Consider the following 26,762-nt stretch of genomic DNA (forward strand, 5'->3'; position numbering starts at 1 on the left):
CCGCCGCCCGGCCGGCCCGGCGGTCAGCGCTGGCAGGTGGGGCACCAGTACAGCCGCCGGCCGGCCATCTCCTCGACGGCGACCGGCGTGCCGCACGTCCGGCACGGCTCCCCCGCCCGGCCGTAGACCCAGTGCCGCTCGGCGGGGTCCGCCAGCGCCACGGCCCGGCCCGCCTCGTCGAGGTCCTCGCGGGTGAGCATGACGCCGGTGCGGATGCCGTCCGCCAGCAGCAGCGCCCAGTCGTCCCACAGCGCCCGGGCGGTCTCGCGCGGCACCCGCGTCCCCGGGGTGTGCGGGTCGAGCCGAGCGCGGTACAGCAGCTCCGCACGGTAGATGTTGCCGATGCCGGCGACGACGGCCTGGTCCATGAGGAGCTGACCGACGGGCGTGCGGCGCGCGGTGAGGCGCTGCACCACGACGTCGCCCGCCCCGGGTCCGGCCGCCTCCGACGGCGTCCCGGTGACCCGGGCGCGGACGTCGTCCTCGACCGCCGGGTCAGGCCCGAGCCGGTCGATCGCGGCGGCGGTCGCGGCCGGGTCGAGCACCTCGCACGCCGTCGGGCCGCGCAGGTCGGCCACCGTCGCCTCCGTGGCGATCCGGACGCGAACCTGCCCGACCGGTGCCGGCGGGAACTCCTCGACCTCGGCCCCGACGTCGCCCTCCCGCTCCCCCTCGCCCATCCGCAGCCGGCGCCGGACCCGGGGGGCGCCGAGGCTGGCGACCGCGGCGACGCCGTCCTCCAGGGGCGAGACGACGCCGGCGAAGTCCCAGGCGCCGTACAGCCCCAGGTGCACCCGCAGCACGTGCCCGCCCTCGAAGCCGAGGAACAGCTGCTTGCCGACGGCCGCCGAGGTCAGCAGCTCCCGGCCGTCGAGCAGCGCGGCGCCGGCGGCGAACCGTCCCTGCGGGGACGACACCGCCGGTCGGTGGCCGACGAGGTCCCGGGCGAACTGGCGGGCGATGCGGTGGACGGTGTGACCCTCGGGCATGCGCCCAGGCTAGGTGCGGGGTCCGACGTCAGTCGTCCCAGAACGCCGTCCACGCGCCCAGCACGAGCGCGACGGCGACCAGGCCGAGCGCCGGGCCGACGACGGTCCACGACCACTGCGCGGCGAGCTCCGTCACCGCTCCGCCGCCGGCGACCACGCGCTCGACGAGGGCGGAGGCGAGCCGGAGCACGATCTCCACCAGCGCGTCGGTCGACCCGCTCAGCACGCGGACCACCGGTGCTGGAGGACGTCCGTGCTGGTCATGAGGCCCATCCTGTCATCCTCAGCCCGCTCCCAGGAAGTCCTCGGGCGCGTGTCGGCGGGGTCCTGCGCGACCACCGGGCCCGAGGGGGGAGGATGGTGCCCTCCCGACCCGACCCGCAGGACCCGCATGCCCCCCACGACGCCCGCCCCCGACCCGGCCGCCGCGACACCGGCGCCGCCGATGCCGTCGACGCCGCCCGCGTCGCCGGTGACCGGCGAGCGCGGCCGCCGCGCGACCGCGCTCGTCGCGCTGCTCGTCCTCGCGCTCGCCATCGGCGGCGGCGCGTGGCTGCTGCGCCACCAGCAGCAGGTCGCCCGGGAGGAGCGGGTGCTCGCCGCGGCGCAGCAGGAGCTCGCGGCGGCGGTCGCGGACCTGGACGACGCGGCCTCCGCCGGGGAGCAGGTGCTGCTCAGCACGGCCGGCCGGGTCGAGTCCGACGCGACGCGCGACGCGCTCGCCGAGGCGCTCGAGGAGGCGGCCGCCCTGGGGCCCGCTCCGGACGCGACCGGGTCCCGCCCGGAGCGCGCCGCCGCCGCGCGGGAGCACGCCCGGGCGGCAGGACGCAGCGCCGCCGAGGTCCGCGCGGCGTCCGCGGACGCGGCCGAGTCCTCGGCCGCGTGGGAGCTGACCCGGGCGACCTCGGCGCTCGCGTCCGCCCGGGACGCGCTGCGGAGCGCGACGGGACCCGCGGCCTCCGCGCTGGCGGAGGGACGCGGGACGCCCGAGCAGCGCGCGGTGCTCGGCGAGGCGCTGGCCGGGGCGGAGGCCGTCCTGGCGGCGCCGGTCGACCGCACCGACGTCGACGCCGTGCTCGCCGCGACGCGCGAGGCGGACGGGGCCCGCGAGGCGGTCGAGCAGGCCACGGGCCCGCTGCGGGGCTGACCGCCGCCCGCCCTCTGACGGCCCCGGAGGTTGTCGGGGGCCTGTGGCACGATCGCCCGGTGCCCGAGCCCCCCGTCCCACCCGAGCCGTGGCACGCCGTGCTCGACGGGCTGCTGGCGTGGGGAGGCACCGAGGACGCGGCGCGCTCCGGCCGGGCCGCGCTCCAGCTGGAGGTCCGCGAGCTGACGCCCCGGACGCGGGACCGCTGGAACGGCCCGACCTCGCGCGCCGCCGGGCGCCGGACGCCGGCGGACGGCGCCCCCGGCAGCGGCGAGCTGCGCCTCGGCGCACGCCCGGTGGTCCGCACGGCGCGCGGCTGGGCACGCGCCGGCCTCACGTGGTCGAACCTGCCGCACCTGCAGGAGCGGCTCGACCTGGACGACGCCCAGCACCGCTGGCTGTGCCAGCTCGGGGCGCTGCACCGGGCGGGCCGGCCTCCCCGGCCCGGGGACGACCCGGGCTGGCTGTTCCTCGACGACTTCGTCAACCCCGTGCTGTGGGAGCTGCTGGCCCAGGCGGACGGCCTCGGGCTGCCCCTCGTCGGGGCGTCCGCGCGGGCGGAGGTCCGCGTCGCCGCAGCAGCCGCGGTGGGCATCGACGCCACCCGGGTCGACGGCGGCATCCGGCTCGGCGCCCGGGTCACCGTCGACGACGCGGCGGTGCCCGTCCGCCACGCGCACCCGGTCGGGACGCACGGCGTGTGGGTGGCCGACCCGGCGCGGCCCCGCGACGTCGTGCTCGCGCCGGTCGCGGAACCGCTGACGCCGCAGCACCTCGCGCTGCTCGGGGCGGCCGGCGGCCGCACGGTGGGCAACGCGCTGGGGGCCGGCGTCGTGGTGCCCGACGCCGACGCGCCCGCGTTCCTCGCGGAGCACCTGCCGGCGCTGCGGGCCGGGATGGAGGTCACGAGCGCCGACGGGACCGTGGACCTCCCGCCGCCCGCACCCCCGACGCTCGTCCTGACCGCGACGCACTCCCCCGGCCACGTGCTCGACCTGGCCTGGCGCTGGGACGCCGGCCGCGCCGCGGCGCCCGCGCCGGACCCGCGGGCGCTGCTCGGTGCTGCGCTGCCCGCGGGGTGGTGGCCGGACGACGCGGCCGGGGACGCCACACCGGGCGGCGTGCTGCCGCGGCGGCTGACCCTGCGCGACGTGGAGGCCGCGGAGGCCGCCACGACCGTGCTGCCGCGCCTCGCGGGCCTGCCGGGCGTGCGGGTGGACACGGTCGGCGACGCCCCGGCGTACCGCGAGCTGCGGGGCACGCCCGTGCTCACCGTGACCGCGCAGCCCACCGAGCAGAACGACTGGTTCGACCTCGGCGTGACCGTGACCCTGGAGGGCCGGACGGTGCCGTTCGTGCCGCTGTTCACGGCCCTCGCGAAGGGCCGGCGCAAGCTCCTGCTGGTCGACCACACCTACCTGTCCCTGGACCACCCCGCGCTCCAGCCCCTGGTCGAGCTCATCGCGGAGGCCCGCGACCTCACCGAGTGGGAGACGGGCCTGCGGATCAGCCGGCACCAGACGGCCCTGTGGCAGGACCTGGCCGAGCTGGCGGACGAGGCCGAGGCCGCCCCCGCGTGGCAGGCGCTCCTGGCCGACGCGCAGGACCCGGCCGGCGGGACGGTGCCGCTGCCCGCCGGCCTGCGGGCGGAGCTGCGCCCGTACCAGGCCGAGGGGTTCCGGTGGCTCGCGTTCCTGTGGCGGCACCGGGTCGGGGGCGTGCTGGCGGACGACATGGGCCTCGGCAAGACGGTGCAGACGCTCGCGCTCGTGCAGCACGCCGTCGAGCAGCGCGCGCCGGCGGAGCCGCGCCGGCCGTTCCTCGTGGTCGCGCCGACCTCCGTCGTCCCGAACTGGGTCGCCGAGGCGACCCGCTTCACCCCGGGCCTGACGGTCCGCCGGGTGGCGGGCACCGAGGCGACCGCGCCGACGCCCCTCGCTCAGGTCGCCCGCGGGGCGGACGTCGTCGTCACCAGCTACGCGCTGCTGCGGCTGGACGCGGACGCGTACGCCCGCGTCGCCGCCGGCGACGGCTGGGCCGGGGTCGTCCTGGACGAGGCGCAGCAGGTGAAGAACGCCGCGTCGCGGGGGCACCGGGCCGTCCGCGACCTCGGCGTCCCGTTCACGCTGGCGGTCACCGGGACGCCCGTCGAGAACTCGCTGACCGAGCTGCACGCGCTGCTCGCCCTCACGACGCCGGGCCTGCTGCCGTCCGCGCGCCGGTTCGCCGACCACTACGTGCGTCCCATCGAGGGCGTGCACGCGGGCATCAGCGCCGGGCCCGGCGCGGGTGACCTGCCCGCGAGCGCCGAGCGCCTGCGGTCCCTGCGGCTCGACCGGCTGCGGCGGCGCGTCCGGCCGTTCCTGCTGCGCCGCACCAAGGACCTGGTCGCCGCGGACCTGCCCGACCGGCAGGAGCAGACGCTCGCCGTCGAGCTCTCCCCGGAGCACCGCGCGGTGTACGACCGGTACCTCCAGCTCGAGCGGCAGAAGGTCCTCGGGCTCGTCGACGACCTGGACCGGCAGCGGTTCATCGTCTACCGCTCGCTCACGCTGCTGCGGATGCTCGCGCTCGACGCCTCCCTCATCGACCCGGCCCTGGCCGGCGTGCCGTCGGCGAAGACCGAGGCGCTGGTGGAGCAGATCGCCGACGTCGTCGCCGAGGGCCACCGGGCGCTCGTGTTCAGCCAGTTCACGTCCTACCTGGGGCTCGTCGCGGAGCGGCTGACCGCCGCCGGCGTCGAGCACGCGTACCTCGACGGCTCGACGACCCGCCGCGAGGAGGTCGTGGACGGGTTCCGCCGCGGCGACGCCCCGGTGTTCCTGCTCAGCCTGCGGGCCGGCGGCACGGGCCTGAACCTCACCGAGGCCGACTACGTGTTCCTGCTGGACCCCTGGTGGAACCCGGCCGTCGAGCAGCAGGCCGTCGACCGCGCGCACCGCATCGGTCAGCACCGCACGGTGATGGTCTACCGGCTGCTCGCGGCGGGCACGATCGAGGAGAAGGTCGTGGCGCTGCAGCGGCGCAAGGCCGCGCTCGTCGACGCCGTGGTCGACGACGGGGACCTGTTCTCGGCGGCCGTCACCGCGGCGGAGGTGCGCGAGCTGCTGGCCTGAGCGCCCGTCGTCACACCTCGACCCGCGGGAGCACCCGGTCGAGGCGCGGGGGCAGCCACCAGCTCCAGCGGCCCATGAGCGCCATGACCGCGGGGCCGAGCACGCAGCGCACCAGCGTGGCGTCGACGAGCACCGCGACCGCGAGCCCGACGCCGAACACCTTGATGGTGGGGTCGTCCACCCGCACGAACGACCCGAACACCGCGAGCATGATGGCCGCCGCGGCCGTGATCACGCGCCCCGTGGAGGCGACGCCCCGGCGCACCGCCAGGGTGGCGTCACCCGTCGCCCGCCAGTGCTCGCGCACCGAGGACAGCAGGAACACCTCGTAGTCCATCGACAGGCCGAAGAGCACGGCGAACAGCATCATCGGCACGTAGGCGTCCACCGACACCGGGCCGTCCAGGCCGAGCAGCCCGACGCCCCAGCCCCACTCGAACACCGCGGTCACCACCCCGTACGCCGCGGCCACCGACACCAGGTCCATCGCGGCGGCCTTCAGCGGCACCGCGATCGACCGGAACGCGAGGACCAGCAGCAGCGCCGCCACGGCGACCGTCGCGAGCACGAGCCACGGCAGGCGCTCGGCGATCCGGTCGGACAGGTCGAGCCGCGCCGCCGTCTGCCCGCCGACGTGGACCTCGGCGCCGGCCGGGTCGAGCGCCCGCAGCCGCCCCACGAGGTCGGCCGTGGCCGGGTCCGCCGGGTCGGTGGTCGGCGTGACGCGCAGCGTGAGGGCGGAGCCGTCGGCGGCGAGCTGCGGCGCCGCCACCGCGGCCACGCCCTCGACCGCCGCCACGTCCGCGCGGAGGCCGGCCGCGCGGGGGTCGTCGGGACCGGACGCCGCCGGGTCGAGCGTCGCCGCGACGACGAGCGTCGCGTTCGCGCCGGCCCCGAGGTGCTCGGCCGTCAGGTCGTAGGCCGTCCGTCGCTCCGTGCCGAGCGGCCGGTCCCCGTCGCTGCCCTGGCCGAGCGTCATCGAGGCGGCCGGCAGGGCCATCGCCCCCAGGACGAGCGAGCTGACCGCGACGGACACCCACGGCCGGCGGGTCACGAGCCGCGCGAAGCCGGCCCAGCGGGTGGCGTCGAGCGCCGCCGCGGGGTCGGACGCCGCCGCCTGGTCGGACGCCGCCGCCTGGTCGGACGCCGCCGCCTGGTCGGACGCCGCCGCCTGGTCGGACGCCGCCGCGCGGCCCCGGCCCCACCGGCGCCGCGGGCGCGCGAGCCGGGGCGCGAGCGTCGCGAGCAGCGCCGGCGTGAACGTGAGCGCCGCGAGCAGCACCACCAGCACGACGACCGCCGTGCCGAACCCCAGCCACGAGACGAAGTCGACCCCCGTCACCGCGAGCGCGGAGATCGCCACCGCGACCGTGACGCCCGCGAACGCGACCGCCGAGCCCGACGTCGCGGCGGTGACCGCCGCAGCCTCCACCCGGTCGGGGGTCGCCCGCAGGCTCTCGGTGTGGCGGGCCACCTGGAACAGCGCGTAGTCGATGCCGACGCCCAGGCCGATCATCGTCGCCAGCGTCGGGACCACCGTCGGGATGGTGACCGCGTGCCCGAGCAGCTGCAGCGCCGACAGGCCGCCCACCACGCCGACCAGCGCGGTCGCGATCGGGACCGTCATCGCGACCGCCGAGCCGAGCGCCACGAGCAGCACCAGCACGGCGGCGGCCAGCCCGACGACCTCGCTGACGCGGGAGTCGGCCGCGGGCTCCAGGTCGCGGACCAGCGGCTGGCCGACGCCGACGTCCAGGCCGTCGTCCCGCGCCTCGGAGACCGCCGCGCGCAGGGCGGGGGCGTCGACGTCGTCCTGCGCGGCGACCCGCAGCGTGACGGCCCTGCCGTCGGGGCTGACGCCGGCCGGCCGGTCGCCGGGCGCGGCGTCGGCCAGGGGGTCGGTCACCCCGGTGACGCCGTCCACCGCGGCGAGGGACGCGGCCAGGGCGGCGACGTCCGCGGCACGGTCGGCGACCGGGCCGTCGGACGCCACGAGCACGCTGGACGTCGCCACCTCGTCCGCTGCGCCGTCGGAGCCTCCGACGGTGCCGAGGACCTCGGCCGCCGCGGCGCTGTCGCTGCCGGGGACGGACAGGTCGTCGTCCAGCGCCGAGCCCAGGGCGCGGCTCCCCGCGAGCAGGGCGACGGCCAGCAGCACCCAGCCGGCCAGGACGAGGCGCCGGTGGCGGGCGCTGAACCGGGCGAGGGCGATCACAGGACGGGGCACGGGAGGACCTCTCAGGAGCAGGGACGGGCGGACCGGGTCGGGCGGGACGGGCAGGTCGGGCGGGGCGGCGCGTCCGGTCTGCGGGCGGCGGACGACGACGGGGGGAGGACGAGGGGCGGACGGGGCTACGGGGCGGACGCCGCCGCACCCGGACCCGGCAGCACGTCGCCGGGGACGGCGACGGACACCGCCACCCCCTGCTCGGTCACCGAGGCGGAGCGCAGCTCGGCGCCGTCGAACCGCTCCGGGACCAGCGCGCCGACGTCGACGCGCCGGGGCGCGAGCAGGTCCGCCAGACCGCCGGGGAGCAGGCCGGCGGCCCGGTCCACCGGGAGCGTGACGCCCGAGACCGTCACCGTGCGCGGCGTGAGGACGAGGTCCCCGTCGGCGGCGGCGACCTCGGAGGCCACCGCGACAGGCAGCGAGAGGGACCGGCGCGTCAGCTCGCCGCGGGCGACCAGCAGCCCGTCCTCGCCGGACCAGCTCAGCCCGTCCAGCGACCCGGCGGCGCCGGAGCCGCCCGCGGGCGGGGTGCGTCCGCCGTCCTCCCCGTCGCCCTGCCCCTCGGTGCCGGACCCGTCGGAGCCCTGCGACAGCCCGGACGCGTCCAGCGCCTCGAACGGCACGACCGCCGAGACGACGACCCCGTCGAGGTCACCGCCCAGCAGCTGGGGCAGCACCAGGACGCCGTCGAGGTGCACGCCGACGTCCCGGAGGCCGCGGTCGGCGAGCTCGGTGCCGAGCCGGTCGGCGGCGCGGCCCTCCGCCCACCACCGGGTGGCGAGGTCGGCCCCGACGAGGACGACGAGCAGCCCGGCGACGACGGCGCCCAGGACGACGGTCCGCCGCCGGGGCCGGCGCAGGCCCGGGCGCGGCGCCGGGGGCCGGGGCTGCCGGGCGGGGGTGCGGGCGGGGCGGGGGTGTCGGGGCACGTCGCGCAGCAGACCAGGGCAGGCTGCACGACGGCTCCCGCGGACCTGACCGGAGGCTGACGTCCCGCCCCCGGGTCCCTGGGAGCCGGTCAGGGCAGCAGCGGCAGCTCCACCGTCACGGTCGTCCCCTCATCCGCGCCGGACCGCAGCGTGACGGTCCCGCCGTGCGCCCGGACGAGGGCGTCCACGATCGCCAGGCCGAGCCCGGAGCCCTCCCGTCGGGGGCCGCCCGCCGCTCCCTGCGGCCCGGTCGCGGGCACCGCGCGCGACCGCACGAACCGGTCGAACGCCCGGGGCACGAGCTCGGGCGGCACGCCCGGTCCGTCGTCGTGGACGACCAGGCGGGCGCGGCCGTCGGCTGCGGACCCGTCGAGCGTCACGGTGAGGCGCACCGACGCCGGGGTGTGCCGCAGGACGTTGCCGACGAGGTTCTGCACCACCTGCACCAGGCGGTCCCGGTCGCCCGAGACGACCACCGGCTCCGCGGGCGGCCGCCACACGACCGGGCGTCCCGGGGCGAGGACGCCCAGGTCCGCCACGACGTCCGCCACGACGCCCCGGAGGTCGACCGCCTCGGCGCGCAGCGGCACGTCCGCGTCGAGCCGCGCGAGGAGCGCCAGCTCCTCGACGAGGTGCCGCATCCGCGTGGTCTCGCGCCCGATGCGCTCCATCGCCCGGTCCAGCCCGTCCTCGTCGAGCGCCCCCTGCAGGTACAGGTCCGCCCAGCCGTGCACGCTCGTCAGGGGGGTCCGCAGCTCGTGCGCGGCGTCGGCCACGAAGTCCCGCACCCGCTGCTCGGCGACCGCCCGCTGGTCGAGGGCCTCGTCGAGCGCCGTCGCCAGCAGCCGCGTCTCGGTGGGCTGCGCGGCGGGGTCGTGGATCCGCACCGACCGGTCGCCGGCCGCGATGCGCTCCGCGGAGGCCGCCATCCGCCGCAGCGGGCGCAGGCCGGCACCCGCCGCCCACCAGGCCAGCACGACACCGACCACCGTGGCCCCCGCGCCCGCGGCCACCTCGATCCGCGCGAGGCTCGCGACCGTCCGCCGGTCCTCCGACACGTCGGCGACGAGCACGACCTCGTCCACGGCGGTCTCGGCGTCCCCGTCCGCCACCGTCAGGCCGGGCGTCTCCACGGTGAGCGCCCGCAGCGGGCGGTCGCCGGGCAGCCACCCGGGCCCGTCGCGCAGGGCGTCGGCGTCGGCGACGTCGACCGGGGCGGGCACCGCGCCGGACGCCGCGACGGTCTCCACGACGCGGTCCCCGGCGACGAGGTGCACCGCGAGGTCCGCCGTGGACGCCTCGAGCAGCACCCGGACCCGGGCGTCGCGGACGAGCAGGCCGTCGTCACCGGCGGCCCCGAGCGCCTGCCGGACCGTCCCCGCGCCGTCGCGCAGCCGGTCGTCGGTCCGCGCGAGCAGCGAGGCGCGCAGCGCGACGACGCTGAACAGCCCGGCGACGAGCAGCGCGAGGACCACGGCGCCCGCGACGCCGGCGACGACCCGGCCGCGGATCGACCGGGGCGGACGCGGGCGGCGCGCGGGGGCCTGCGCCATCAGCCGCCGCCCCCGGCGCGCAGCGCGTACCCGAACCCCCGCACGGTCCGCACCAGCGGCTCCTCGTCCGGCGGGTCCACCTTGCGCCGCAGGCGGGACACCAGCTTCTCGACCACGGAGGTGTCGCCGCCGAAGTCGTACGCCCACACGCGGTCGAGCAGCTGCGCCTTCGACAGCACGCGCTCCGGGCTCGCGGCCAGCGCGGCGAGCAGGCGGAACTCGGCCGGGGACAGCTCCAGGTCCCGCCCGCCGCGGTGCGCCAGCATCCGCGCGGTGTCGACGCGCAGGTCGCGGTAGGCCAGCACCTCGTCCGCCGCCGACGCCCCCTCCGGCCCCGCACCGACCGCGCCGCCGTCCCGCGTGCGCCGCAGCACCGCCTCCAGGCGGGCCACCACCTCGCTGAGGTCGAACGGCTTGGTCACGTAGTCGTCGCCGCCCACCGCCAGCCCCGCGACCCGGTCGGCCACGGCGTCGCGCGCGCTGAGCAGCACCACCGGCGTCCGGTCCCCCGACCGCCGCACCACCCGCAGCATGTCGACGCCGTCCGCGTCGGGCAGCATCACGTCGAGCACCACGACGTCCGGCCGCTGCTCCCGCAGCGCCGTCAGCGCCGACGCGACCGTGCCGACGGCCGTCACCGCGAACCCGCAGAACGCGAGCCCCGCGGTGAGCAGCTCCCGGATGCCCGGGTCGTCGTCGACGACCAGGACGTGCGGACGGTCGGCAGGCACGGCCCGATCCTGCCAGGCCTTGCGCGGACCGGTCAGGCCCGGCGGCCCCGGCGACGTGCGACGACCGTGAGCACGAGCCCACCGACGACCAGGTACGACGCCGCCAGGAGCGTGGTCCCGAGCACGGCGCCGGTCTCCGCGAGCGAGGGCCCGGCCGCGGGCGCCGCGCCGAGCGTCACGGCCGCCGCGCCACCGGCCGCCGACAGCGCGACCGTCCCGGAGACCACCGCGCCGTCCTGCGACAGCACGCGGTACTCCCCCGGCGGCAGGCCGTCGGCCAGCACCCGGCCGCCGACCGCCGTCACCGGGACCTGCAGGTCGTCGTCGGTGCCGAAGACGCCGTCCGGGCCGGCCCACCAGAGCAGCACCGTGCCGTCGACGGGCGTGCCCGCCGGCGTCGTCACGCGCAGGTCCGCGCGGGCGTCGCCGGCCAGCCCGACCTGCGCCTGCGCCTCACCGCGCTCCGGAACGAGGACGAGTGCCGACGCGTCGGCCGCGCCCTCCGAGTCCCACGTCACCGCCAGCGACTCCGGGTACAGGACGCGCACCGAGTACGAGCCCGGCGCGACGGACGAGAACGCGAACTCCCCCGACGCCGACGTCGTCACCCGCGCCACCAGGGTGCCGGCGACCGCCGGGGCCGCGGCGGACGTGACGCGGCCCGCGCCACCGCCGCCCGCGAGCTCGACGCGGTACAGCTCCACGGCGACCGCCGCGAGGCCCGGCTCGGCCGGGAGGCTCTGCGCCCCGTCGCGGTCACGGTCCAGCCACACGGTGCCCGTGATCCGCTGGTCACCCGTCACCGGGGCCGACGGCGCGGGGACCGACGGGGTCGGCTTCGGGGTCGGCGTGGGCGTGGGTGTGGGCGACGGTGACGGTTGCGGGGTGCTCGGGGTCGGCTCCCCGCCGCCGGACCCCGGGTCGGGATCCGTGGACGGGTCGGGGTCGGTCGACGGGTCCGGGTCAGTGCTCGGGTCCGGATCCGTGCTCGGGTCCGGATCCGTGCTCGGGTCCGGATCGGTGCTCGGGTCCGGATCCGTGGACGGGTCGGGGTCGGTCGACGGGTCCGGGTCCGTGCTCGGGTCCGGGTCAGTGCTCGGGTCCGGGTCCGTGCTCGGGTCCGGGTCCGTGCTCGGGTCCGGATCCGTGCTCGGGTCCGGGTCGGTCGACGGGTCGGTCGACGGGTCGGGATCCGTCGGGGGATCCGTGCTCGGCGGGGTCGTGCCGGTCGCCGCCTGGTCCTCCGCGGTCAGCGTCGAGTCGGTGCCGGTGTACACGAACGCGGCGAGCTCCGTCGTCGTGGGATCACCCGCGGCGCCCTGCTCCTGGAGGTCGGCGATGATCTCGTCGCGCGGCACGCCGGCCTCGCGCTGGACGTCGTAGAACTCCTGCGCGGCCATCCCCCGGCAGGTCGGGGACGCGGGGAGAGGGCCCGTGGTGTTGAGGCCCTTGTAGTTGCCGAAGGGCGGGATGATGTCGCCCCAGCTCTTGGCGTGCGTCGTGTAGTAGCCGGGCGTGGCGTCGAACACGGGCCCGCTGTGCCCGCCGTGCCCGCTGGCGTTGCCGGAGCCGGCGCCGTTGTTGCCCGTGACGGCGGACTGCGACACCGTGATGAGCCGGTAGGGGTTGGTGACCGAACGCGTCCGGTGGCACATGGTCACCGACGTGGTGCTCCCGGCCGGAGCGGCGAGCGCCGGGGCGACCGTCACCCCCACCAGCACCGCGGTGACGGCGGCGGCCGCCGCCGTGCGTCGTGCGCCCATCCTGGATCCCTCCCCCTGTGGACCTCCCGGTGGGGTCCCGCCGGGTGTTCATCGGCTCCGCAGCGGGGTTCGGTAGCCGGGCGGGCGGGTGAGGTCCGGGCCCGGGGGTGGTAGCACCTGGGGCGGCGACCCGGCGCGGGGCGGGGCGTCCGATCGGGCGAACCGGGCGTCCGCGGTGTGACCCGGCGAGCAGAACCGGCTGTGACCTGCTGGGATGTCGCCATGACGTTCCCTGTGCACCACCTGTCCCGCCCCGCCGCCGTCCTCGCGGGCGCCGCAGCGCTCGTCCTGTCCGTCTCCGCCTGCGGCGTGCTGGGCGGCGCCGACGACGCCAAGCGCGACTCCGCGTCCGGTGAGATCACCGAGTCCGCCGAGGCCAGCGTCTTCTCGCTCGAGGTGAAGGACTGCCTCGTCATGCCGTCCGCGGGCGAGACGATGGTCGAGTCCCTCCAGGCGCTGCCGTGCGACCAGCCGCACGACGGCCAGATCTACGCCGAGCAGACGCTCACCGAGCTGCCGGAGCAGACCGAGCTGGACGCGATGGCCCAGGAGTTCTGCCTCGCGGAGTTCGAGCCGTTCGTCGGTGCGGCGTACGAGAGCTCGGTGCTCGAGGTGACGTTCCTGTACCCGACCGAGCAGAGCTGGGACCAGGGCGACGACGCGCTGCAGTGCGTGGCGCAGCACCCGTCCGAGATGGTGACGCAGTCGTTCGAGGGCTCCGCGCTCTGACGTCGCGCGACCGCCTGCGCCGGGGCCCCCTGCCGGACACCCGGCGGGGGGCCTCGGTCCGTCAGCGCCCGAGCATCGTCGCGAGCGCCTGCGACCGCCGCGCCACCAGCTCGGCGTAGGTGCCGTCGCGCTCCGCCCAGCGGTGCATCCGCACGCCCTGCACCAGGACCTCGTCGGGCGTCGGCGTCCGCCCGAGCAGGTCCAGCACCTCGTCGAGGAACGCGTCGAGCGGCAGCGCCGCGGGGTTCACGGTCTCCTGCCCGGCGGTCGCGACGGCGGGCGGCACCAGCTCGGTGACCTCGACCCCCGTGCCGGCGAGCTGCACGCGCAGCGCCTCGGTGTAGGCGTGGACGCCGGCCTTCGACGCCGCGTAGGTCGGCATCGCCGGGAACGGCAGGAACGCGATGCCGGAGGTCACCGTGACGAACGCCCCGGCGCCCCGGGCGACGAGGTGCGGCGTGAACGCGTCGAGCACGCGGATGGTGCCGAGCAGGTTGGTGGCGACCGTCGACTCGGCGGCGGCGATGTGCGCGGGGTCCAGCAGGTCCTCGACGAGCATCACGCCGGACATCGTCACCACGAGGTCCAGGTCCGGGTGGGCGGCGAGCACCTCGTCCCGGGCGCGCAGCACCGAGGCGGGGTCGGTGACGTCGACCTGCACCGACTCCAGGCCGTCGACGGGCTCGGGCCGGCGGCCCCCGACGACGACGGTGCTGCCCAGGCGTGCCAGCCGGTGGGCGAGGCCGAGCCCGATGCCGGACGTGCCGCCGACGATCAGGGCGGTGCGGTGCGAGAGGTCCATGGTCGTTCCTTCTTTCCGTGCGGGGACCTCCAGGTTCGGCCCGGCGGCGCCGACGCGGGTCGGCCCCGTGGTTCCTGGGAGTGACGGGACCACCCCGCGGACGGGGCCGCGCGCCTACCGTGGTCCGGTGAGCGCGGACGACGGCACCCGGCGGCTCGGCGCGTACCTGCGTGCCCGCCGCGCGCTCGTCACGCCCGAGCAGGCCGGCATCCCCGGCGGCGCGAACCGGCGGGTCGCCGGGCTGCGCCGCGAGGAGGTCGCGCTGCTCGCCGGCATCAGCGCCGACTACTACCTGCGGCTCGAGCAGGGCCGCGACCGCAACCCGTCCGCCCAGGTGCTCGACGCGCTGGCCCGGGTGCTGCGGCTCGACGACGTCGAGGCCGCGTACCTGCGGGACCTCGCCGTGCCGCAGCCCCGTTCCCGTCCCCGCCGCCGGCCGCCCGAGCGGGTGCCGGAGCGGCTGCACCACCTGCTCGCGGCGTTCGACGTGCCGGCGTTCGTCGAGGGCCGCGCGTTCGACGTCCTCGCCGCCAACCCGCTCGCCGCCGCGTTCTCGCCTCGGCTGCGACCGGGCGAGAACCGGCTCCGGTCCCTGCTGCTCGACCCCGAGGAGCGGGCCTTCCACGCCGACTGGGACGCCGCCGTCGCCGGGTTCCTGGGCGCGTTCCGCCAGAGCGTCGGGGACGACGCCGACGACCCGCGCATCATCGAGCTCGTCGGCGAGCTCTCGCTGGCGAGCGCCCGGTTCCGCTCCCTGTGGGCGCGCCAGGACGTGCGCCCGCTCACCGGCGGCACGACGGTCGTGCACCACCCCGTGGTCGGCGAGCTGACGCTGCACCGCGACAAGCTGCCGGTCGAGGGCGTGGTCCTGGTCGTCTACTACGCCGACGCGGGCAGCCCCAGCGCGGAGCGGCTGCGGCTGCTGGGGGCGCTCGCGGCGGAGGACGCGGGGGTGGCGGGGGACGTGGTGTCCGGGTGACGGCGCCCCGCGCCTTCTTCGACCGCCACGGTGCAGCCTCCACAGAAGTCGGCCGCCCATCTTCCTGCGCCCCCCGGCGGATGAGATCCGAACGTGTCAGGTGGGGCACCACCGCACGGACCCATCGGGTACGGTCACGCTGACGTCGACCCTGGAGGGGGCCATGAGTCGGTCGCTGCCACCGGACTACCCACCGGTGCTGTACATCCCGTGCGTGCGAGCCGTGACGGACCCAGGCGATCTTGAGGTGGTGTACCGCACCACGCGTGACGGCCGCACCGCGCTGCTCGTGTACTCGGCCCTCGACCGGCTGCACCGGTGCGCCGGGGCTGAGCAACCCTGGTTCGTCCTGCCGACCGTCGAGCTGCAGAAGCTCTGGGACGTACGCCCGTTCGACCTGGTTCTGCTCGACCTGGTCGTCCCCGAGGACCAGCGGATCGGCGCGGACACGTGAGCATCGACGTCGACCACGGCGCGCTCACGGCGATCGCCGAGGCCATGGTCGCCGCAGGTCAGGATCTCGACGGCACGTGCGCGAGCCAGCCCTCGTCGCCCGGGACGGGCGACGCCGCGCCGCTACTGGGCGACATCCTCGCCACCGTGTCCGGGACGGTCGCGCTCCTTGCCTACGAGGCGGATGTGATCGGCACCCAGGTCGCCGAGTGCGAGCGGGCCTACGACGAGACCGACCGCACCGTGTCGCGGAACCTGTCCAGCATGTTCGACGGCGCAGCGGGCAGATGACGACGCTCGAGACGCTGATCGAGGGCGAGACCTCGACGATCCTCGGAGTATCGGCGTGGTTGCGCGACGCGCTCGCGCGCACGGCGACCAGCGCCGGCGAGGTCGCGACCGGCCAGGCGAGGCGCGCACAGAGCTCGTGGACCGGCGACGCAGGCGACGGAGCACGCGGTCGCATGGCCACGCTCGCAGACCGCACGTCCGGTCTCGCCGAGATCTCGACCTCCACTGCTGGGACTCTCGACGGGCTCGCCGCCGAGCTCGCTGCGGCGAAGGGCGAGGCAGCGCGAGCCCTGGAAGTGGCGACCAGCGGCGGGCTGACCGTCGTCGGCACCACGGTGCACGCCCCCTCACCCGCCCAGGCCGTGCCCGCCCTGCCCCCGGGGTCGAGCCCGGCTCAGGCGCGGGAGCACGAGCAGGCCATGGCTCGGCATCGCGAGGCCACCGCGCGCATCGCGACCTGGGACGAGGCGGTCGGCATCGTCGAGGATGCCCGACGCCGCTGGGCGGAGGCGCTCACCGACGCCACCGCCATCTGGGGTGACAACGCAGCGAACCTCGTCGGCCTGACGACCGACCTGCTGTCGAGCGGGGCCGAGGTCGCCGCCATCTCTGCCGTATCGCGGTTTTCGTCTGCGGCCGCCCAGGCGCATGCAGACCAGGCCGCTGCGCTCGCCCGGCACGTCGACGAGCTCGCCCCGGACGGCCGCGTCGTCACGTCCAGACCGCACTGGTACGACCTCTACGACCAGATGCGCGGCCAGGCGGCGCTCGCCGACGACGCTGCCCGCGCAGCCGGATCCGCCCGTACCCCAGTGGCGCTCGGTCGCGGTCTCATGGTGCTCGGCATCGCCGCGACCGGCTACGGCATCTACGACGACATCCAGAACGGCGAGTCGCCCGCGCAGGCAGCGGTGTCCAACGGCGTCGGCTTCGGCGTCTCGCTGCTCGCCGGCGCGGGCGCTGGCGCCGCCACCGGTGCGATCATCGGCTCCTTCATCCCCGTCCCGGTGGTCGGAACTGTTGCAGGCGCCGTGGTCGGTACCGTGGTCGGTACCGCGGCCGGACTCATCACCTCGGGGGCTATCGACTCGATGTGGGAGAACGGGGTGGATTCACTGGGCGACGTGGGTGACGCGATCGCCGACGGCTGGGACGAGCTCGCCGGCACCGTCGGCGACGCCGCCGACATCGTCGGCGATGCAGCCGGTGCGGTCGGCGACGGCGTGAAGGACGTGTGGGATGCCCTCTTCTGACCGGCCTCGTCGCGGCATGTCTCGCCCGGTGCTGTGGGCGGTCGTCGTCGGCAACGCGCTTCTCGGCTCGGCCCTGGCCCTGCTCGCCGTCGCCCTGCTGGTGGCTTCGCCCGACACCTGGTCTCCGGCGACCTGCGTGGTCGTCGCCGGGACGGGACTGCTGTGGGTCGGCGCCGGCGCGGTCGGGTTCCACCGGATGTACCTGCGCCGACCGCCTCTCGACGGCCGGCGCGTGACGGTCGAGAGGCTCCCCGACGGCAGCCGCGCCACCGTGCTCACGTGGTCCACCACCCTGCTCACCGTGCCCGCGGCGACGATCGGCGGCCTCGTCGTCGTGCTGCTCGCGGGGGCCTCGCTCCAGCTCGGCGAACCCGCCCCGATCACGGGGGTGATGATCGGCGCCGCCGTGCTGCTCGCGCTGCCGCTCCCCGACAGCCTGCTGCGCCTGCGCCGCCGTCCGCACCGCCTCGTCCTGGACGCCCGCGGCGTCACCGTGCACGGCTGGGACGGTGACGGGCACCTCGCCTGGGACGACCTCGCGGACGTCCGGCTCGGCGACACCGGCTCCTGGCCGGTACTCCACCTGATCGCGAGGCCGGGCGCCCGCTCGGCGACCTGGCGGCGGCGCGGCCGGTTCCTGAGCGCCCCCGCGCCCGGCGGGCTCGGCTCGCCCCCGGGTGCGGTGCTCGGCGTGCCGGCCCCGGTGCTCGACGCCGACCCGCTGTTCCTCGCCGGGACGCTGCTCTTCTACGCCGCCACCCCGGGCGCGCGGCACGAGCTCGGCGACGGCACGGCTCGGACCCGCCTGGTCGACCGCGTGCGGCCCGTGGCCTGACGGCCGGTGCCTCCGCGGTGACGCCCCTCGGCCTCGTCCCGTTCAGCGACGACGCCGGGGCCCATGCTCCGGTCCATCGCCCCCACACCGGGCGTCATCCGACGTCGCCGCACCCAGACCGCGAAAAGCGGCGCCTCCTCACAGCCGCTTCGCCGACACCCACAAATCAGCAGCAGACGGCCATTCGTCCGGCAGGTCGTTGGAGTACCAGACCAGCTCGATTTCGCCGACCTCTCCGGTGTCCTTGACCCAGAAAATCAACTCGCCCATCGGAAATCCAGAGTCATCGTGCCCACAGAAAAGCTGGCTATCGGCCGGAACAGGCCGCTGAACAGAAGAGTCGTCGGGGCCGAGCCGAGCGAAGGTTGAGACTTCTTCCTGCACCACCTCGGAGATGCCCGAATAAGGGGACATGGATTCGGACCCGAGCAGTTCACGGGCGCGCTCAATCAACGCGATGGCTCGTTGCGTAGAGAGCAATCGAGGAGCCATCACTTCCCCTTCCGGAAGATGCTCCCGATTAGGAGCCGTCCCTCCATCACGGAGCCTCGCACTTCGAGTTGGTAGCCGTAGACCCGCACGATTCGCGCGAACGGACCTCGAGCGGGTAGAGACGGGCGAACGGTGCCGATCACAGCACGCAGGAGCGCTCGCTCGGAGCCCGCACGTGCCAACACGGGACCCAGAAGGTGTTTAGCACGGAAGATGTGCCCGTATCTCTGAGGTGTCATCGCGTAAGCGATGGCATCATCCGTGAAGGTAGCAGCCGAGGCGCCCGACGCCTTCGGTGGCGCCTGGGTGGCGTGAGATCCAGACGTCACCTGGCTCGACCGACCCACGGTCGACCGTCCGCTCGGATTGCGCCTCGCGGCGGCCTGGGCTGCACGCTGAGCTTGCGCTGCCCGGTGTGCTGCGGCGATGCGGTTACCCACCGCTCGCAGCCCCGACGTCACCCCGTAGCCGAGACCGCCGGTTGCTGCCCCGACGGCGGCTCCGAGGCCGACTTGCGTGCCGAAGCCGCCCCAGGAGTACTGCCCGTTGCTCCCGGTGACGGCGTAGCTGGCTGCCGCCCCGGCTGCTCCGGCTGCAGCACCGCCGGCAACCGCGACCGCGACACCCGCGACCACGCCACCGCAGATCCCGGCGGTCGCGGCGATGCACGCGCCGACAGCGACGCCCACCGCGATACCCGCGGCCACGCCTGCGACGGCTCCCCCGACCTCGCGCCAGTTCACGTCGTCCAGCCAGTCCGGCCAGTACCCGAGCACGTCGACTGTGGTCAGCGGGTCGGCAAGGACGTAGGCGTAGGCGTTGAGGGTGCCGGGGGCGGTGAGGAGTCCCTCCCAGGCGTCCTGGGTCGTGAACGTCCCGGTGGTCGGGTCGAACGTGCGCGCGTAGAACCACACCTCACCGAGCCCGAGGTCGGCGGTCTGGGAGGTGTACCCGTGATCGGCGTCCCACCCCGCGGTGCGGGTAGTGGCGTCGCCCCACGGGTCGTAGGAGGCGACCTGGGTGATCGTGTCCCCCACCGCCTGGGCGATCACGGAGCCGAGGGCGTCCGTCAGCTCCCACACCGCCCCGGACGTCACCCCGCCGGGCAGGACGGTCGGGTCGTTGTTCCCCACGCCACCCGTCGTCGCCGTCCGGGCCGACGACTGGACCGCGAGGTCCCCGGTCACATCCCGCGCGTACGTGGTGGTGCCGAACTGGTCGTCGGTGGTGGCGACCTGGGTCAACCCGTCCCACGTCGCGGTGGCGGTGTGCGTCACGAACTCGGTCGCCGTCGTCGTGGTCACCGTGCGCCCAAGGCCGTCGCGGGTGAACGCGACGGTCCGGTCCAGGTCGGTGACCTGTCCGAGGCGCCCGTCCGGCCCGTAGACGTAGTCGCGCACGAACGTTCCCGCGGTGAGAAGGCCCCCGCCGGCCGGGGTCGTGGCCTCGCGGGTGCGGTTGCCCGCCTCGTCGTACCGGTACTCGGTCACCGACCCGCCCCGGGCGGCTGCCATCAGCCCGGACAGGACGTCGGCGCCGTCGTCCTGCTGCGTGGTGGTGTCGGTGGTGCGGGTGAGCCGGTCCGCCTGGTCGAAGACCGCAGCCCGGGTACGGGTGGTCCCGTCCGGGCCTGTGGCCCTAGCGGCGGTGCGGTTGCCGGCCGCGTCGTAGGCGTACGTCAGCTGCGTGGCCGGCGTCTCGGGAGCCGTCTCGCCCGATCCGGCGTCCGAGGCCGCGGGGGTGTCCGGCGCGCGCGGAGCCGGCACCGCGGGGACCTGCGCGAGGTCCCACGCCTCCGCCTCGTCGGTGGCTTCAGGACCGGGGATCCGGTCGGTCTCGGTGCCGCCGGTCAGCCGCCCGAGCGGGTCGTAGGTGTACGCACCGGACAGGGTCCGTCCGCCCGCGTCGACACGGGTGCGCGTGGCGACGTGGCCGGTGGGCGTGTACGTCTGGTCGATCTGGATGTCCCAGACCCCGGACCCGGATGTGCCGGTCCCCGGCAGGGTGCGTCCGGCGAGGTAGTCCGGCCCCGGCAGGCAGGTGTCGCACGTCAGCGCCACCTCGCCGGGCTCGGGCGCGATGAACGGGTCGACTTCGGTGACGCGGTGGCGGATGCCGGTGGTGCGCCCCGCGGGATCGTAGGCGAAGGCGGTCATCGGGCCGGGCGTGCCGTCCGCGTTGGTGCGGCTGATCGCGGTGACCTGGTCGGTCTGGTCGTACGCGTAGGTCATGACCCCGGCCGGGGTGCCCTGCTCGGCCACGCGGCCTGCGGCGTCGTGCGCCCACGTCTGCGTCGTCCCGTCGGGGGTGGTCAGGCTGACCTGACGGCCCGCAGCGCTGTAGGCGGTGCTCACCGTGCCGGCGACGGTCCGCTGGGCGGTGCGGCGGCCCTCGGCGTCGTAGGTCCACCCGGTGACGCCCGTGGGGTCGGTCATCGCGATCGCGTTCCCGGTGGCGTCGTACTCCAGCTCGACCCGCAGCGGCTCGTCACGGGCGGCACGCGCCGCACGACGGCCCTGGGTGTACTCCACCGACCGGACCCGTCCCGCGTCGTCGTACGCGTACGTGACGGTCCGGGCGTCCGGGTCCGTCTCTCGCGCGAGCCGTCCCGCGTCGTCGTAGGCGGAGGTCCAGGTGTGGCGCAGCGGATCGGTCTCGGCCACGAGCCGCCCACCGGGGGTGTAGGCGTACCTGGTCACGGCGCCGCGCGGGCCAGTGACCTGCGACAGGTCCCCGACGGGGGTGTAGGCGTACGTGGTGGTGACGTTCTCGTCATCGGAGGCGTCGCCTGTGCCGGTGGCGTTCTGCACGACCTCGACGAGCTGCCCGGCCCGGTCGTAGGAGTACGCGGTCACCACCCCGTCGGGGTCCGTGGTCGCGGTCTGCCTCCCCGCACCGTCGTAGGCGAACGTCGTGACGGAGCCGGTCGGGTCGGTGACCCCCATCAGCTGCCCGGCCGGGTCGTAGGAGTACGCCGTGGCGGCACCCAGGCCGTCGGTCTCGGCGGTCACCCGACCAGCGGCGTCGTAGGTGTACTCCCGCACCGCGCCGCCCTCGACACCGGCGGCCAGGACCCTCCCCGCGAGGTCGAGGTTCCCGGTCTGGCGCACACCGTCGGCGTCCAGGGTCGCGACCTGGTGACCGTCTGCGTCGTACTCGAAAGCCGTGGTGGCTCCGGTCCGGTCGGTGACGGCCGTGACCTGCCCGGCGGCGTCGACGGCGACCTCGGTGGTGCGCCCCGCCGGGTCCGTGGTCGCGATGAGCCGTCCGACCGCGTCGTAGGCGTACCGGGTCGTCCCGGCCGGACCGGACTCGGCGACGACGCGGCCTGCGGCGTCGTAGGTGAACGTCGTCGTGGCACCGGCCGCGTCGCGGGTCTCCAGAAGCCCGCCACCCGGGGCGTAGGCGAAGGCGGTGACGACCCCGTCGGGATCACTCTGGGCGATGAGCCGCCCGCCCTGGTCGTACTCCCAGGTCGACACCCCGCCGCCCGGGTCGGTCTGGGCGACCACGTTGCCGGACTCGTCGAGGGTCCGCTCCCAGACTCCGCCGTTCGGATCGGTCACAGCGACCACCCGGTGCGCGGCGTCGAGGGTGTATGCGGTCGTCGCACCGGTCGGGTCGGTCTCGCGCACCACGACGTCCTCGCCGTTGTAGGCGTACGTCGTCACCCCGCCGTTCGGGTCGGTGACACGGGTCAGGCGCCGGCCGGTGTCCCAGGTCTGGCGGGTCACGGCCCCGGTGGGATCGGTGATCCGGGTGAGGTTGTCGTTCGCGTCGTACCCGTAGGTGGTGGCCGCCCCGGTGGGGTCGGTCTCCGACACCAGACGCCCCACCGCGTCGTACCCGTATCCCCAGGTGGCGCCGGAGGGCAGAGTGCGGGCAGTCAGGCGGTTGCCGGCGTCGTAGGCGAACGTCGTGGTCCGCCCGAGCGGATCGGTGCTCGACGTCTGGTTCCCGCGGGCGTCGAATGTCGCCGTCCAGGTCTCGTCGGCGGCATCGGTGAACGCGACAGGGTTACCGGCGGCGTCGTACCGCGTGACCTCGACCACCCCGTCGGGGTGCTGCACCTGGGTGGGCCGCCCCGCCCCGTCCCGCTCGATGCGGGTCGTCACGGCGGCACCGCCGGCGCCAGGTGCGGTCACCTGCGTGACCCGGCCGAGCTCGTCGAGCACCAGCTCCGTCGCACCAGTCCCGGGGACGTCGACGGCTGTGGGCCGGCCCTGGGCGTCCAGCTCGTAGGTGATGCGTTCCCCGTCGGGGCCGACCACGGCGGTCGGTGCGTCGAGCGCCCCGTACTCCACTCTGGTGGTGTGCCCGAGGGGGTCGGTGAACCCGGTGACCCGGGACCGCGCGTCGACCTGGTACCGCCAGACGGACCCGGCGGCGTCGGTGTAGTCCGTCCCGCCCGTGCGGTACGCGAAGGTGCGCGTCCCACCGACGCCGTCCCCCTGGGACACCACACGGCCGGCCGCGTCGTAGCTGTTCGTCAGGTACACCGCTCCCGCGGCGTCCCGGGCGACCGTGATCCGGTGGGCGGTGTCGTAGTCGAAGCCGCGCACGCGCCCGTCAGGCAGGGTGATCGTGCGCAGGTCGAGGGCGTCGTCGTACCCCAGCCGCCAGGCCCTCCCGTCGGGTGCGGTCAGCGCCGTCACGAGCCCGCGCGCGTCGGACTCCACGGCGATCCGCTGGTCGCCGGGCAGCACCACGGCGGTCAGCGAGCGGAACAACGGGTCCCCCGACAGTGGCGCGTACTCGAACCGGGTGACCGCGCCGGTGGGGTCGCGGCGCTCGACCACGTCCCCGACGCCCTCGGGATGGGACGTGTCGAACCGCCACCTGGTGCCATCGTCCACGGTCAGGACCAGCTGCCCGCTGCCGGCCTCGGCCAGGGCCGCCCCGGTATTGGGGTCCGCGCTGTACCCACCGGTCCCGTCGGGCGTGAAGACGAACGACGCGCCGTCGCCGCGCACGACCATGACAGACCCGTCGGCGAACCGCTGGGCCCTCGCGGTCAGGTCGCTCGTCCACCCGGCCCCGAACCGGCTGACCCGCCCGTCCTGGGAGTTGTGGATCAGCGCGATCTGCGTGTCCGACCCGCCGGGGCCGGTCAGGTGGAACAGGTCCTCGAGCTCGACCAGGTTGCCGGTGGCGAAGCTGACGGGGTCGGCGCCGTAGGCGGCGTAGTTCTTGAACCCCAGCTGCATCCACGTCGCGACCTGCGCCGCCGACGGCGGTGACGGCCACCCGCCCCCGCGGTCGGGGTCCGAGCAGTCGAACCCTTGGTTCTCCAGCTGGAGGCCCAGCGAGGTGAAGACCCCGTCGACGATGAAGGAGAACCCGTTGTCGATGACGGGCCGGTCGAAGTTGTGGTCGAGGAACAGCGCCTCGAGGTGGATCAGGGCGCCCGGAAGGCCCGCGTACTCGGGGTAGGTCAGGTTGACCCGCGACTTCGGGTTCGCCGGGCGACCGGTGTAGACGGGCAGGACGTTCAGCATCGTGGCGCGGGCCTGCTCGTCGAGGCCGCCGCCGCGCGAGTACACCTCGGACCCACCGTTGCCGACGTTCCCCCACGCGTCCCCGTCGTTGCCGTTGAACCCGAACGTCACGGTCAGGTCCGGGTGGTGGGCGACCGCCATCCCCGCCCGAATGTCGCGCCCCAGGTCCGGGATCGGAGTGGTGCGGGTGACGACGACGTCGGCGTTGCAGGTCTGGGTGAGTCGGGCCGCGACCTGGTTCGCGAGGGCGACGTTGTACCCGACCTCCGTCACGCGCGGACCCGGGGAGTTCGCGAACGCCCGGTCGTTGTCCGGGTCGAGCACGACGCGCGGGCGTGGGTCGCCGAGGTCCTTGCCGCCGATGACGACGAACTGCGACAGGTGGTCCAGCTCGGCCACCACCACCGACCGCGCGGCGTCGAGGTACGACGGGACGACGGTCCACGGGTCGGCGTCGGACTCACGGGTCATCAACCGCACCGACCCGGGACGGATGCCGTCCAGCTCGGTCGGCGCGACCTGCACCTCGATCCGGACGCCCGGCGTGGTCTCGCCGTCGTCGCCGGCCATCGCCTCACCCAGCCCGGCGTCCAGGTTCGCCGCGTCCGGGTGCGGCGCCTGCCCCACGGGGAGCCCGCCGATCAGCGTGGAGCCGTCCTCGGCCTGCGTCACCGGCAGCCCGGAGGCACCCGCTCGACGAGCTGCCGCGGCAGTGCCGGGCGCCGGTGCGTCCGGGGAGTCGTGGGGGAACGCGGTGACCTGCTCGCCGTCCGGGTCGAGTGCCGTCACATCGAAACCCGGCGCGAGGACGACGGTGGTGTCCCCATCGGCCGCCGTCGCCGCCACGGCGTCGTCCAGGGCCGTGACGATCACATCCACCGGTGCGGTCAGTCCGTGGCCCGAGAACTCGACCGAGGCCACGTCGCCGGTGACCTGCCCACCCGCACCCGGCGTGACGGCGCCGGTCCCCCACACCGGCGCCTGGGCGTCGCCGGTGTGGTCAGGAGCGGGCCGGGGCTGCGGGTCGGGAGCGGGGTCGGTGGCGGTGGTCGCGGCGGGGGCGTTCGAACGCGCCCACGCCAGCACCTCCGCCGCGGCCTGCGCCTGCTGGTGCGCCGCCGAGGGTTCCGCGGGGACCAGCATCACCGCGACCAGGGCGCCCGCGGCCACGGCGGCGACCACGCCTCGCCCTGCCCACCGGGCCAACGCCACCTCGACACCGCGGCCGACCGCGCGGACCCTGCTGCTCGTGCGGGTGGTGTTCACGCCGCCACCCCCTCCGACGACGTCCCGTCCCGTTCCACGCGCAGGTCACGCCACCCGCGCAGCACCAGCCCCGCCCCACCGGCGGCGCACGCAGCGGCCAGCAGCCACCACGCCTCGGCACCGGTCATCGCCAGCCTGTCGACCAGACGCAGGCACTCCATCAGCGCCGCCTCGTCCGCGATGCCGTCCCCGTCCAGGTCCTCCTGACCGGTGGCCCCCGTGGCGTCCCCGGCGATCAGCGCCTCGACCCAGTTCTCCACGCCGTCGCCGTCGACGTCGCCGCGCAGCGTCCCGGCCGAGCACCCGACCTCCCCGCACAGCAGCACGCCCACGAAGTCGGGGATCTGGTCGGCGTCCGCGTCGACCCGGGCGTCCACGCAGCCAGCGGTCCCGCACACCACGACGTCCACCGCATCCGGGACACCGTCCCCGTCGACGTCCGCCCACGGGACCGCGCACGTGGCCGACCCGCACAGCGCCTCCTCGACGCGGTCCGCGACGCCGTCCTCGTCGACGTCCGCCCACGCGGTGCGGTCGATGAGGCCCGTGCCTGCCAGCGAGACGAACCCCAGCTGCGCCAGGGGCGTCCCGGTGCGCTCCAGCCCCGGGAGCACGTGCGCCGCCGCCCGGCTGCCAGGCCCGTCCGGTGCCGCCGTGGCCGCGAACGCGGCGACGGCGGCCAGGGCGAGGAGCACGACGCCAGCGGTCACGAGCGCCCTCGTCCGAGACGAGTCCCGCGTGACCGGCGCAGCACCGGCAGCTGCCCGTGGTCCCTCAGCGGCGGACAGCAGATGACGGAACGAGCGCACGCGGCACGGGCCTTCCCCTGGAGGCGAGCAGCGGACCGGGCTCGGGCCACCGGGGTCGAGACGCTAGGGGCGCGCACCACCCAGCCGCAGCCGTCTGACAGCCTTCAGGTGCGCGAGCGCGAGAGTTGAGTGGCAGGAGCCCGGTGACCAGGTGGAGTCGCCCGGCGCCGCTGAGTGCTCGCGGCCTCACCGGCCCGGCACCTACCTGGCCGACTCGGCCAGCTCGTCGCTGTCGGGGCGCTCAGGTCGGCCGCCCGAGTTCCGGCGCGCGGAGCCACCGGGTGCGTCCACGCCCCGGACGGCGCCCGCGGGGCGCTCGCGGCCCTGACCAGCGACGCCGTGCGGGGGGCGACGATCACCCTTGACACGTCCTCCGGGCCTGCTCAGACTCGTCGCCATGTCCGCCGTCCGGCACGCCCACGCGACCCCGCTCCCCGCGGGGTCCGTCGCCGTGCCGACGGTGCGGTGCCGCTGTCGAATGTGTCGCTGACGTCCCAGCGGCCCCCCGCCCGCGCCTGAGGCGCGCCCCGGGCCGGGCCCGCGTCATCCCGCAGCAGCCGCGCCCCGCCCCGGTCCACCCGGTCCCGGCGCGTGAGCGCACCCGCACCGCACGACCCGCCGGACCCCAGGAGCCTGAAGTGCCGCAGCACACCCGCGTCGACGTCCTCCCCATCCAGGAGGTCGTCGCCTCCGCCTCGCCCAGCGCCTGGCGCGACGGCCTCGTCGTCGAGCAGGGCGAGGCCCAGGTGACGGTCGCCCTGCTCGACGGCGGGCTGCACGCGCTCACGACGCGCGCGACGCCGCAGCCCGGGGAGCCGGTGGCGGTGCACCCGGTCGCCGGGCTGCTCGCGGTGGGCGGCGTCTGGTACGCCGCCCGCCCGTCGGTCTAGCGGTCCC

General features: G+C 76.1%; 20 protein-coding genes. 9 read left to right on the top strand and 11 right to left on the bottom strand.

Features of this window, described 5'->3' with window-relative positions; genetic code table 11:
* Positions 1 to 23: 23 nt before the first annotated feature.
* Together AAHH18_RS00715 and AAHH18_RS00720 are read right to left on the bottom strand one after the other, a co-directional pair.
* Complete coding sequence (locus AAHH18_RS00715) at positions 24 to 989, bottom strand: Fpg/Nei family DNA glycosylase (RefSeq protein WP_343300193.1); 966 nt, start codon at positions 987 to 989, stop codon at positions 24 to 26.
* 28 nt (positions 990 to 1,017) lie between these two features.
* Complete coding sequence (locus AAHH18_RS00720) at positions 1,018 to 1,215, bottom strand: hypothetical protein (RefSeq protein ID WP_283318970.1); 198 nt, start codon at positions 1,213 to 1,215, stop codon at positions 1,018 to 1,020.
* 165 nt (positions 1,216 to 1,380) lie between these two features.
* Between AAHH18_RS00720 and AAHH18_RS00725 the strand changes: the two genes are divergently transcribed.
* Both AAHH18_RS00725 and AAHH18_RS00730 read left to right on the top strand, forming a co-directional pair.
* Entirely contained in the window at positions 1,381 to 2,136 is a 756-nt protein-coding gene (locus AAHH18_RS00725; RefSeq protein WP_343300194.1) for a hypothetical protein, read from the top strand.
* 59 nt (positions 2,137 to 2,195) lie between these two features.
* Positions 2,196 to 5,252: a DEAD/DEAH box helicase gene (locus AAHH18_RS00730; protein ID WP_343300195.1), complete on the top strand. Its 3,057-nt coding sequence runs from the start codon at positions 2,196 to 2,198 to the stop codon at positions 5,250 to 5,252.
* 10 nt (positions 5,253 to 5,262) lie between these two features.
* Here the strand turns inward: AAHH18_RS00730 and AAHH18_RS00735 are convergent, their stop codons facing one another.
* From AAHH18_RS00735 to AAHH18_RS00755, 5 genes are all read right to left on the bottom strand, one after another.
* Positions 5,263 to 7,479, bottom strand: coding sequence for an MMPL family transporter (locus AAHH18_RS00735; RefSeq protein WP_343300196.1), 2,217 nt, complete (start codon positions 7,477 to 7,479; stop codon positions 5,263 to 5,265).
* 125 nt (positions 7,480 to 7,604) lie between these two features.
* Positions 7,605 to 8,411, bottom strand: coding sequence for a hypothetical protein (locus AAHH18_RS00740; RefSeq protein WP_283318965.1), 807 nt, complete (start codon positions 8,409 to 8,411; stop codon positions 7,605 to 7,607).
* A gap of 89 nt (positions 8,412 to 8,500) precedes the next feature.
* Positions 8,501 to 9,964 (bottom strand): sensor histidine kinase, encoded by a 1,464-nt coding sequence (locus tag AAHH18_RS00745; RefSeq protein ID WP_343300197.1) that lies wholly within the window; start codon positions 9,962 to 9,964, stop codon positions 8,501 to 8,503.
* Entirely contained in the window at positions 9,964 to 10,695 is a 732-nt protein-coding gene (locus tag AAHH18_RS00750; RefSeq protein ID WP_283318963.1) for a response regulator transcription factor, read from the bottom strand. The genes AAHH18_RS00745 and AAHH18_RS00750 overlap by 1 nt, the downstream gene beginning before the upstream one ends.
* Before the next feature lie 32 nt (positions 10,696 to 10,727).
* Positions 10,728 to 12,458: an SdrD B-like domain-containing protein gene (locus AAHH18_RS00755; protein ID WP_343300198.1), complete on the bottom strand. Its 1,731-nt coding sequence runs from the start codon at positions 12,456 to 12,458 to the stop codon at positions 10,728 to 10,730.
* Positions 12,459 to 12,680: 222 nt separating this feature from the next.
* Between AAHH18_RS00755 and AAHH18_RS00760 the strand changes: the two genes are divergently transcribed.
* On the top strand, positions 12,681 to 13,187 hold the full coding sequence (locus AAHH18_RS00760; protein WP_283318960.1) for a septum formation family protein: 507 nt from the start codon (positions 12,681 to 12,683) through the stop codon (positions 13,185 to 13,187).
* A gap of 61 nt (positions 13,188 to 13,248) precedes the next feature.
* Here AAHH18_RS00760 and AAHH18_RS00765 read toward each other — a convergent pair whose 3' ends face one another.
* Positions 13,249 to 13,989, bottom strand: a complete 741-nt coding sequence (locus AAHH18_RS00765; RefSeq protein ID WP_283318959.1) for an SDR family oxidoreductase — start codon at positions 13,987 to 13,989, stop codon at positions 13,249 to 13,251.
* Positions 13,990 to 14,116: 127 nt separating this feature from the next.
* Between AAHH18_RS00765 and AAHH18_RS00770 the strand changes: the two genes are divergently transcribed.
* The 5 genes from AAHH18_RS00770 (at position 14,117) to AAHH18_RS00790 (ending at position 17,800) form a co-directional block, all read left to right on the top strand.
* Positions 14,117 to 14,968 carry a helix-turn-helix domain-containing protein gene (locus AAHH18_RS00770; protein ID WP_343300199.1) on the top strand — a complete coding sequence of 284 codons (852 nt, stop codon included), beginning with the start codon at positions 14,117 to 14,119 and terminating at the stop codon, positions 14,966 to 14,968.
* 250 nt (positions 14,969 to 15,218) lie between these two features.
* The gene (locus tag AAHH18_RS00775; RefSeq protein WP_343300200.1) at positions 15,219 to 15,422 is read left to right on the top strand and encodes an SAV_915 family protein; all 204 of its coding nucleotides are present in this window, start codon (positions 15,219 to 15,221) and stop codon (positions 15,420 to 15,422) included.
* A complete protein-coding gene (locus AAHH18_RS00780; protein ID WP_343300201.1) occupies positions 15,419 to 15,712 on the top strand; it encodes a hypothetical protein in 294 nt (97 codons plus the stop codon). The genes AAHH18_RS00775 and AAHH18_RS00780 overlap by 4 nt, the downstream gene beginning before the upstream one ends.
* Positions 15,709 to 16,965, top strand: a complete 1,257-nt coding sequence (locus AAHH18_RS00785; protein WP_343300202.1) for a hypothetical protein — start codon at positions 15,709 to 15,711, stop codon at positions 16,963 to 16,965. The genes AAHH18_RS00780 and AAHH18_RS00785 overlap by 4 nt, the downstream gene beginning before the upstream one ends.
* Before the next feature lie 16 nt (positions 16,966 to 16,981).
* Positions 16,982 to 17,800 (top strand): PH domain-containing protein, encoded by an 819-nt coding sequence (locus AAHH18_RS00790; RefSeq protein WP_343300203.1) that lies wholly within the window; start codon positions 16,982 to 16,984, stop codon positions 17,798 to 17,800.
* Positions 17,801 to 17,938: 138 nt separating this feature from the next.
* Here the strand turns inward: AAHH18_RS00790 and AAHH18_RS00795 are convergent, their stop codons facing one another.
* The 3 genes from AAHH18_RS00795 to AAHH18_RS00805 are packed head-to-tail and all read right to left on the bottom strand — an operon-like array spanning position 17,939 to position 25,766.
* A complete protein-coding gene (locus AAHH18_RS00795) occupies positions 17,939 to 18,292 on the bottom strand; it encodes a hypothetical protein (protein ID WP_343300204.1) in 354 nt (117 codons plus the stop codon).
* Entirely contained in the window at positions 18,292 to 25,056 is a 6,765-nt protein-coding gene (locus AAHH18_RS00800) for a DUF6531 domain-containing protein (protein WP_343300205.1), read from the bottom strand. Before AAHH18_RS00800 ends, AAHH18_RS00795 begins: the two co-directional genes overlap by 1 nt.
* The gene (locus AAHH18_RS00805) at positions 25,053 to 25,766 is read right to left on the bottom strand and encodes a hypothetical protein (RefSeq protein WP_343300206.1); all 714 of its coding nucleotides are present in this window, start codon (positions 25,764 to 25,766) and stop codon (positions 25,053 to 25,055) included. Before AAHH18_RS00805 ends, AAHH18_RS00800 begins: the two co-directional genes overlap by 4 nt.
* A gap of 737 nt (positions 25,767 to 26,503) precedes the next feature.
* Here AAHH18_RS00805 and AAHH18_RS00810 point away from each other — a divergent pair.
* Positions 26,504 to 26,755 carry a nuclease gene (locus AAHH18_RS00810; RefSeq protein ID WP_283318954.1) on the top strand — a complete coding sequence of 84 codons (252 nt, stop codon included), beginning with the start codon at positions 26,504 to 26,506 and terminating at the stop codon, positions 26,753 to 26,755.
* Positions 26,756 to 26,762: the final 7 nt, after the last annotated feature.

Origin of the sequence: Cellulomonas olei (assembly GCF_039548315.1) — a bacterium.
Taxonomy (GTDB): Bacteria; Actinomycetota; Actinomycetes; order Actinomycetales; family Cellulomonadaceae; genus Cellulomonas.